Genomic DNA, 8,927 nt, shown 5'->3' with positions numbered 1-8,927 from the left:
AATTTAGGGCTCAAGTCGAAATCCAGCACATCATTTAGCTCATTCCTGGAAAATAAATCTTTAATCGGGGCAAGCATTTCTTCTGTCAGACGCATTTTTCCCTGGCTTGGAATATTGAAATAGGTCGAAGCGTTAAAAATATTATAACCTAACAACGATCCATCCTTACGATCCGTGATTTTTACAACATCACCGTATTGCTCGTGCTTGATCGTGTTTCGGTCGCCTTCCTTGATCGGGATGATCAGTACATCACCAATTCCTTTTTGATTGTAAAACACATCCATATCCTAATCTTCCTTTCGGTTCTGTTTCGGTTTTTTCTGGGCAAGAATGAAAATAGGTTCCAGCTGCTTGTCTTCGTACAAGAAGGAGAGGGAAGTAATTGGAACTGTTCCTTCAGCGAAAAACTTCATAGCCATTTGAGCGATGATATCATACCCTTCTGGGTTTTGGACATCTGCAAAAATGATAACGTCCTGATGAGGTATACTGATGGCGAGTTCCCCTTTACATTCCGCTTTCAATTCTTCCAGTAACACTTCATTCAATATTCGGCTGGCATCATAACCATCTTGTGTAGAATGGAAGTAGAAGTCGTTTCCATATACGGTATCTTTCTTCATTTCTACTGGTAAAGAGCGGACATTAAAACTAGCCACTTCTTTCATTCGATCTTTCGTCCAGTTCTCTTTTTCGAGCATGGACTCATCAATCAATTGATATGATTTGCCAAGATCCAAGGCATAGTAAACCCTTGTCTCAGCTGTATGCTCAGTAAAAACAAGCTTTTTTCCGCTTTCCGTTTCTGTCGGAAAAGATGCTGCTCGGATTACAGGAAAGATCTTTTCCTCTTTTCCAGTCAGATGGTGGGTTTCATCCATGACCCTTAAAGCTTCCTGCACATGATCTTCTAATTCATCCAATGCTTCCTCTCCGCGTGATTCGTATTTTGAAATCACATTCGGAAGGGTAATGGTAATTCCTTTCCCTGATTCACGCCATTCAATCCGGAATGTATCTTTATCACGATTAAAGAATGTTTTCCATTGATCGTTTTGCAGACGCTCTTCTAATTTCTTTTTCATCTTAATACTTGTCATCTTCATTCTTTTTCCTCCTTTAATTATGGAAGAAATGGACTTGGAGTTTAAACATCATTCTGCCGTTACCTCATCCTATTATACACATCATTAGCCGCTGAAAAAAGTAAACAAGCTGTGCGAGGGCACAGCTTGTTTATTTACTTGCTTGAAGTAAGAATTCTTCAATTTCTTCTTTCGATTTTCTGTCTTTACTTACGAACCTGCCGACTTCTTCCCCTTCTTTAAAAGCAATGAAGCTAGGTATACCGAAGACGTCGTTCTCTGCACAAATGTGTATGAACTGATCTCTATTTACATACACGAATGACCATTCATTGAATTCCTCTTCCAATTCTGGAATGATCGGTTCGATAATCCTGCAATCTGGACACCAATCAGCTGAGAAAAGCAGAACAACAGATTGGTTTTCAATTAATTCTTTCAAGTGTCTATCAGACTCAAGCGTAATCATTATATCTACCTCCACCATTATTCTAGCATAGGTTTATTCATATTCAATTTTCATGTCTCCAGGCTGGATCCAGCCTTTCTTTCTAAACCAAATCGCTAGAAGAGCACTGATCAGAGCTGGAGCTAAAAAATGGAGGATAAAGATCGCACCAGCAATTTCCCAGGAAAACCCCATCGACTCAAAGGTCATGATTTGACCAACCAAACCGCTTGTCCCCATTCCTGCCCCTGCTGCATTGTTTTCTAAGGACAGCCAGACCGTTGCGACAGGAGCCAGGATGGCACCCGCAATCGTTGGTGGAAGGATGATTATCGGCTTCTTCACAACATTGCCAATTTGAAGCATAGAAGTTCCGATGCCTTGAGCGATGAATCCCCCAAATCCATTGTCCCTATAGCTGATGGTCGCAAAACCAATCATTTGAGCAGCACAGCCTACCGTAGCAGCCGCAGCTGCAACCCCATCTAAAGATAGCATAAGAGCAATAGCTAGACTGGAAATAGGAGCGGTCAAAGCCAACCCCATCAAAACCGCCACGAGGACTCCCATAATTAAGGGCTGTTGAAGGGTTGCCCAATTAATGACTTCTCCAAATTTAGTCATAAAACTCCCGATGGGCGGTCCAATCAATGAACCAACTAAAAAACCTACGGTTATTGTTGCAAACGGTGTAAGAATAATGTCTATTTTCGTTTCTTTACTAACAATTTTCCCAAATTCTGTAGCTGCTAATGCTGCAATATAGCTTCCCGCAGGACCTCCAAGTTCAGCGCCTAGAGCTCCACTAAACAAAGCAGCGAATATGACCAGGGGTGGAGCTTTTAAACCAAAAGCAATCGCAGCTCCTATTGCGCCTCCCCAAATTTTTGTATCCATCGCAAACGTACCCATCTCAATCAAGGACTGAGAGACGATCCCCAAATTTGTTTGCTCTCCAATTGTTTTCATGATTAATCCCATGATTAAAGATGAGAACAAACCAAGAGCCATATAGCTAAGAGCTGTAATTAAATAAGAATGAATAGAGATGCGAACACCTTTTCGCTCTAAAAACTGCTTCATCATTGTCCCCCTTTTACCGATAATAATAATATACTTTAATTTAACATGTGTAAATACACTTCAGGTTGATTTTGCTCACCTATTCAACCTTAACTTCACATAAGTCTTAATAACCATTGTTTTGATAGATATAAAGTTCTATAATTGTTGAATAAATAGAGAAATTTCCGAATTTTTAAAGGAGTGTCTATATGAAATCAATCAGAAGTCGCGTGAGAATTATCCTAGTATTATCATTAGTAGGTTTGTGCGTTCTAATCAGTTTTTCTACATATTTTATAAACAAACAATCAAATATGGCGGATAAGAGTCGGTTTATCCAAGAGGCTTTAGCAGATAGTGAGGATATTAAGTATCTGATGACAGCTACTTCAGTTGAGCAGCAGGCATTTTTCAATAATCCCGGTAAAAAACAGGCGGAAGCAATAAAAAATTCGATTAAACGAGTCCAAAATTCTTCTTCCAGCTATGCTGAAAAATACTCAAAATATCCAGCTATTGCTAATGAATTTTCTGCAATTAAAAAGAGTGCAGATCAGTACATAAAAGAACTGGATCCACTAGTTAACATGTTCAAATTAGTCGGTTTTTCTAATAACGAAGGCATGTACAAATTCATTGATAACTCTTACCAGGACTTTACAAATTTTGTCGATAGCGTTGCCAGCCCTGCACTACGAAATGAGTTACTTCAGCTCAAAATAGCTGAGCAATCCTTTTTGAATAATCCTACTGATGAAACGTTCGGCACTTTTCAGTCAACGACTGACCAATTTAAGAGCACTGCTGAATCGGTGAACTTAACCAGTGAACAAGCTGCCACTTTAAACAGAAATCTTTTAAAATATGAGCAAACGTTAAACTCTATGAATAGTACATATAATCAGGCTGCCGACATCCGTTCTTCGTTTGAACACATTGGCTCGAATGTTGTCAATCAAGTGAATCAAGTAATCGAATCCGCAGAAGAAATCAACTCCACTATTACAACCGAGCAGCAAGAATTGAAAAGGTTTACGTTTGTTTTTCTCTCTGTCATTAGTTCTATCCTTCTCATAATTACATTTGTGACTGGTTATTTGCTTATTCGCTCCATCACAAAATCAATTCGTACACTCAAAGAAAGTGCAGGTATTATTGGAGAAGGAAATCTATCTCACCGGATTACACTAGACTCTAAAGATGAAATGTCTGAATTAGGTGCACAGTTCAATCAAATGGCTGTGAAAATGGAGCAATCGGTAAAAAAAGTTTTACAAGCGACAGGTGTGTTGAATACATCTTCTGAACAGCTTGCTTCTGTATCGGAACAGACAACAACTCAAGCCCAAGAAGTAAATGATGCGATTAATCATTTAGCTACAGGTTCTCAACAGCAAGCAGAGAAGATTGAGGAGAGTGCGAGATCAATGGAACAAGTTTCTGAAGCTATCCAACACACAAAATCTGCTACTCGTGATATAGAGGCAAGATTAAGAGATGCTGAACTTGAAGGAAAATCAGGACTTAAAACAATAGCTGATCTTGAACAAACGTCAAATTCATTTATAGACCTTGCTTCCCACATGTCTACAGAAGTAAACAGCGCTTCAAACCAATCTCAGCAAGTTCATAAGATTGTTGCTACTATTGAAGACATTGCCGATAGTACAAATCTATTGGCTTTGAACGCCGCCATTGAGTCTGCGAGAGCTGGTGAAGCTGGAAAAGGTTTCGCAGTCGTTGCCGATGAGGTAAGGAAACTGGCTGAACGCTCTAAACAGGAAGCACGAAGCATTCAAGAATTGGTCGTGAGTATGACCGCACAAATGTCTACTCTTTCGGAAGAAGCAGGAAAATTCGACCACTATCAAACGTCTCAGAACGAGGCGGTCAATCAAACGAAGGACGCCTTCCACCGAATATCTAATCATGTGCAAGACATGAATGTTCAAATTCTCCAAGTGAAAAATGCTGTAAACGGAGTTGAACAAGTAAATGAGGATGTGAAACAAAAATTGCAAGATATTAGCGTTATTTCAGAAGAAGCCGTAGCAACTGCTGAAGAAGTTGCGGCGTCGAGCGAAAACCAGGTGTTGTCTATTGAACAAGTCAATCATTCTGCAAACGATCTTCAAGGATTATCTCAGGAACTTTCTGCTGAAGTGAGTCAATTCACTATACAGGAAAACCAAGCAGAGACGTTTGAAGAATGGGATGATTCTCATAGTAGTGATGAAAGAACAGCTATTCAAGAACAAGATGAATTGCTTTCTTCCCTAAATGATCGTAATGAAGGACGAAACGAACAGGACCTCTATTATAACGACCGGAAATCGTCCTGATGAAATCCCCTTCACCAAAATCGTGTGGAGGGGTTTTCATTCCATAAGTTTCCTTGCTGGACAGAGTACTTCTCCTGTTACATACTTACAATAGATCTATTTTGAGGAGGTAGTGGTATGGAATTAACGGTTTATTTGGCTGGTCAAATTCATGATGACTGGCGTGAACAACTAAAAAGTAAAGCCAACCAACGAGACTTACCTATTCATTTCGTAGGTCCACAGGAAAATCACGCACGCTCAGACGATATCGGGGAAGATATCATGGGCAAGCAGCCTGACAAAGTGTACCGGGATGACGCTGCATCAAGCGTGAATAACTTCAGAACTCAAGTTCTTCTCCAAAAGGCGGATGCTGTGATTGCTTTATTCGGAGAGCAATATAAACAGTGGAATACAGCGATGGATGCCAGTGCTGCCATTCAACTTCGTAAACCATTAATTCTCGTTAGGCCGGAGTCACTTGTCCATCCACTAAAAGAATTATCCAATCAAGCGAATGTTACCGTAGAAACGATTGAACAGGCTTTAGATGTTCTCAGCTATATCTATGAATAATAAAAAAAAGGTGTATCCACGGAATGGATACACCTTTTTTTATTGATAGAATTCCCACTGACCTTTTAGTAACTTTACAACGTGTCTGAACATCTCTTCACGTTCAATGGCACCGTTTGTAAAAATACCGATAGCCCCTTCATTCTTTCGTACATCGTTTTTATTTGCATAGTCATCCATGACATCTCCGAGTTCTCTTCCTTTTTCCAGCTCTTTCTTAATTTCATCTGGTAAAGGAATACGGGCTCCGCTTGCCGTGAAGACATTCTCTTTATTATCAACCAGGGCACCCCAATTACATAAGTAAAGGTCATCCTCAATCTCCATCACGCCACCCTCTAAGCCTATCCCAAAATTTCCTTTATTCATGGCGGCACATTCGCGCGCTCGATTGATCGCCCCTTCTAATGTTTCCTCATCTGAAAACGGCTGAGCAGCGACCTTGGATTCTACATCCATACCCACCACTTCATCTTCAGAAAAAACTTGTTTGACTGAATCAATTTTTGCAGGATTTTGTGACCCGACGTAAATTTTCACCATTTGATGCACCTTTCTCTTTTGCCATTCTTTATTTGACTATCATAGCATAAAGTCACGTATGCCATCATTAGCATTACGTGACTTTTTTAAATGCTATACGTTCTTCTTAATCAAATCAACCGTGTTTTGATCTGTCGTCTTCACTAGATGAACTAGAAGCTCTTTTGCAGCAGCATAGTCATCCACATGAATGATTGAGGAAGAAGTATGGATATAGCGAGAGCAGATTCCTACAACTGCAGATGGTACCCCATTATTGGAAATGTGCACTCTTCCGGCATCTGTACCACCTTGAGAGATGAAGTATTGGTATGGAATATTATGCGTCTCCGCCGTATCCAAAATGAAGTCGCGTATTCCACGATGCGTTACCATCGATTTATCAAGAATACGCAATAGAGCCCCTTTACCAAGCTGCCCGAATTCTTTCTTATCCCCACTCATATCGTTTGCTGGAGAGGCATCCAACGCATAAAAGATATCAGGATCAATCATGTTTGCAGCTACCTGTGCCCCGCGTAGACCGACTTCTTCTTGTACGGTTGCACCTGAATAGAGTTTATTCGGCAGCTTAGTGTCCTGAAGTTCTTTAAGAAGCTCAATAGAAAGACCACAGCCGTAACGGTTGTCCCAGGCTTTCGCCAATACTTTCTTATCATTGGCCATAGGTGTAAACGGACAGATTGGAACAATGGGCTGGCCTGGCTTGATTCCAATTGACTCAGCATCCTCTCGATCATCGGCGCCGATATCAATCAGCATATTTTTTATTTCCATTGGTTTCTTTCTTTGTTCAGGTGTTAAATTATGAGGTGGAATTGAGCCGATAACCCCCACCACTGGACCACGGTCAGTAATGACTTGGACACGCTGAGCCAGTAAAACTTGATTCCACCAGCCCCCTAGCGTTTGGAAACGAAGCATTCCATTGTCAGTAATTTTAGTCACCATGAATCCAACTTCATCCATATGACCGGCTACCATTACGGTTGGCCCTTTCCCATCGCGAAGTCCGAATACTCCGCCAAGACGATCTTGGACGATTTCATCTGAATACTTTTCTAACTCTTGTCTCATGAATTTCCTTACCAGATGTTCATTACCAGGAGCACCCGGTAATTCAGTTAACGTCTTAAAAAGCTCTCTAGTCTCAACATTCATCGTATGTACATCTCCTTCTTATACGTCTGCTTCTATTTTAACGGAACTTTGAAAACGTTTCTACAAATCCGCAAGAGATATGTTTTGATTTTCTTTTAACGGGAATTTTTAGTATACTGAAGATTAGAAATAAGTTGTGAGGTGATTGGTTGATGAATTGGAAAAAAGTCGCAATAGCTGCTGGTGTAGGAGCACTGGCCGGCTATGTTGTAAAAGAGCAATTAGGCAGCAATCAAAGCGTAACGCCTGAGAAAGCATTAAAGATTGCTAAAGAGGCGTTCAAGAAACAGGGACCGATCAGCGGTTCATGGATTTACATGAAACCTGAAGAATTGAATAAAAATGGCATTAACTACGATGTTTACCGTGGTGGAATTTCCAAGAATCAAGACGGTGAAACTTCTCAATTTGAATTTTATATTGATACGGAAACAGGCACCATCGTTGATGTCGCTGAAACAACTGCTTAACGATTATAAGAGAGCCCTTGCATCTGATTGCGAGGGCTCTTATTTTGCATTTAATCCTCATATGGATAAGCATGTCTCTTCACTTGGTCGATGACTTCACCATTCTCATCAAACTTTAAAGCCCGGTAATGGGCATCATGATAAAAGACATACCATGCTTGTCTCTCGTAGCCAAAGCCCATCCATTTCTGCTTTTCGTGAACGGAGGTCACAGGATAATCATCATAGGCCAATGCCCAAAGTACATTCTGATGGGCATGAGTCGGCATAATATCTGCCATGTGTATAAACGTATCTTCGCCATCTTCAAAGAGGATGATCGAATGACCGTTACTATGGCCGCTCGTATGAATCATTTTCAACCCAGGTAAGATTTCAATGGATGTGTCGTAAGTATGTACATGTTCGATCACTGGTTTCCAATTTTCTTCCCAGTAAGTGTTCTTCGATCTCATATTAGGGTTTCGCATCTCATCCCACTCAGTCTTGCTCGTATAAATGGTTGCATGAGGAAATGCAGGGACAAGTTCCTCCCCCTCCCACATCGTCAGCCCACACGCATGGTCGAAATGCAGATGTGTCATGAGGACAAAATCAATATCACCCCTTGTCAAACCAAGTTCCTTTAAAGACTCCTCGATGCTCGACTCTTCCTTTACTCCAAAGTTCCGTCTCTGTTTGTCTGTCAATTTATGATTGCCCATACCTGAGTCAACAACCATCCGCTTTCCATCAACCTCTATTAAAATCGGGTCCGTCCTAAGCTCGATTTGATTCTTATCATTGACCGGATACTTTTTACACCACAACGGCTTCGGTACGACACCAAACATCGCTCCTCCATCCATATGAGTGACACCACCGTTCAGCCATGTGAGCTTAGCACGTCCAACCTGCATCGATTCCATATCAACATCCCCTTCTATACAAATATAGCTCTAGTCTACCATAATGACTAGAGCCGATGTAAACGGTATCATGTTTTAAAACGTACTCGACAACGATAGATGGGCTGTCCTTTTTCTGAGAACTTCTCTTCATACTCTGTAGGTACATTTAAAGGGTCCTCGTCCGCATGCAAGTCGACGGAAACATCTTCTAAGACCATGCCATACTGAGAAAAGCTGATAAGTGAATATTCAAATAACCCTTTGTTATCCGTTTTAAGCGTAATTTCTCCGCCAGGTACAAGGACATCTTCATATTGGTCCAAAAACGTATGGAATGTCAGTCTTCTTTTCTCATGCTTATT

Annotated in this window: 11 protein-coding genes; 3 read left to right on the top strand and 8 right to left on the bottom strand. The window is 40.8% G+C overall.

All coding sequences use genetic code 11. The features are described from left to right. The 4 genes from LD39_RS10650 to LD39_RS10635 form a co-directional block, all read right to left on the bottom strand. Positions 1 to 287, bottom strand: a 287-nt coding sequence (locus LD39_RS10650; protein ID WP_035546096.1) for a DUF4479 family protein, incomplete at its 3' end; no start/stop codon positions are given. 3 nt (positions 288 to 290) lie between these two features. After that, positions 291 to 1,109 carry a DUF1444 domain-containing protein gene (locus LD39_RS10645; RefSeq protein ID WP_035546094.1) on the bottom strand — a complete coding sequence of 273 codons (819 nt, stop codon included), beginning with the start codon at positions 1,107 to 1,109 and terminating at the stop codon, positions 291 to 293. Between the two features lie 130 nt (positions 1,110 to 1,239). Next, the gene (locus LD39_RS10640) at positions 1,240 to 1,557 is read right to left on the bottom strand and encodes a thioredoxin family protein (RefSeq protein ID WP_035546092.1); all 318 of its coding nucleotides are present in this window, start codon (positions 1,555 to 1,557) and stop codon (positions 1,240 to 1,242) included. A 33-nt stretch (positions 1,558 to 1,590) separates the two neighbouring features. Beyond that, on the bottom strand, positions 1,591 to 2,619 hold the full coding sequence (locus tag LD39_RS10635; protein ID WP_035546091.1) for a PTS transporter subunit IIC: 1,029 nt from the start codon (positions 2,617 to 2,619) through the stop codon (positions 1,591 to 1,593). Between the two features lie 191 nt (positions 2,620 to 2,810). On the opposite strand from LD39_RS10635, the gene LD39_RS21785 reads away from it, so the two are divergent. After that, on the top strand, positions 2,811 to 4,943 hold the full coding sequence (locus tag LD39_RS21785) for a methyl-accepting chemotaxis protein (protein ID WP_052158819.1): 2,133 nt from the start codon (positions 2,811 to 2,813) through the stop codon (positions 4,941 to 4,943). Between the two features lie 117 nt (positions 4,944 to 5,060). Beyond that, entirely contained in the window at positions 5,061 to 5,501 is a 441-nt protein-coding gene (locus tag LD39_RS10625) for a YtoQ family protein (protein WP_035546089.1), read from the top strand. A gap of 39 nt (positions 5,502 to 5,540) precedes the next feature. Here the strand turns inward: LD39_RS10625 and LD39_RS10620 are convergent, their stop codons facing one another. Next, positions 5,541 to 6,041: a DUF84 family protein gene (locus tag LD39_RS10620; RefSeq protein WP_081988413.1), complete on the bottom strand. Its 501-nt coding sequence runs from the start codon at positions 6,039 to 6,041 to the stop codon at positions 5,541 to 5,543. A 96-nt stretch (positions 6,042 to 6,137) separates the two neighbouring features. Continuing rightward, entirely contained in the window at positions 6,138 to 7,205 is a 1,068-nt protein-coding gene (locus LD39_RS10615) for a M42 family metallopeptidase (RefSeq protein WP_035546086.1), read from the bottom strand. A gap of 152 nt (positions 7,206 to 7,357) precedes the next feature. Here LD39_RS10615 and LD39_RS10610 point away from each other — a divergent pair, with 152 nt between their 5' ends. Beyond that, positions 7,358 to 7,675 (top strand): PepSY domain-containing protein, encoded by a 318-nt coding sequence (locus LD39_RS10610; RefSeq protein ID WP_035546085.1) that lies wholly within the window; start codon positions 7,358 to 7,360, stop codon positions 7,673 to 7,675. Positions 7,676 to 7,725: 50 nt separating this feature from the next. Here the strand turns inward: LD39_RS10610 and LD39_RS10605 are convergent, their stop codons facing one another. Beyond that, the gene (locus LD39_RS10605) at positions 7,726 to 8,583 is read right to left on the bottom strand and encodes an MBL fold metallo-hydrolase (RefSeq protein ID WP_035546083.1); all 858 of its coding nucleotides are present in this window, start codon (positions 8,581 to 8,583) and stop codon (positions 7,726 to 7,728) included. Between the two features lie 68 nt (positions 8,584 to 8,651). Beyond that, on the bottom strand, positions 8,652 to 8,927 hold a 276-nt coding region (locus LD39_RS10600), incomplete at its 5' end, for a tRNA (guanosine(46)-N(7))-methyltransferase TrmB (protein ID WP_035546081.1).

It is taken from the genome of Halobacillus sp. BBL2006 (assembly GCF_000786645.1).
GTDB lineage: Bacteria > Bacillota > Bacilli > Bacillales > Halobacillaceae > Halobacillus.
Note: the sequence above shows the minus strand (reverse complement) of the source record. Positions and strands in the feature narration are given on the sequence as shown.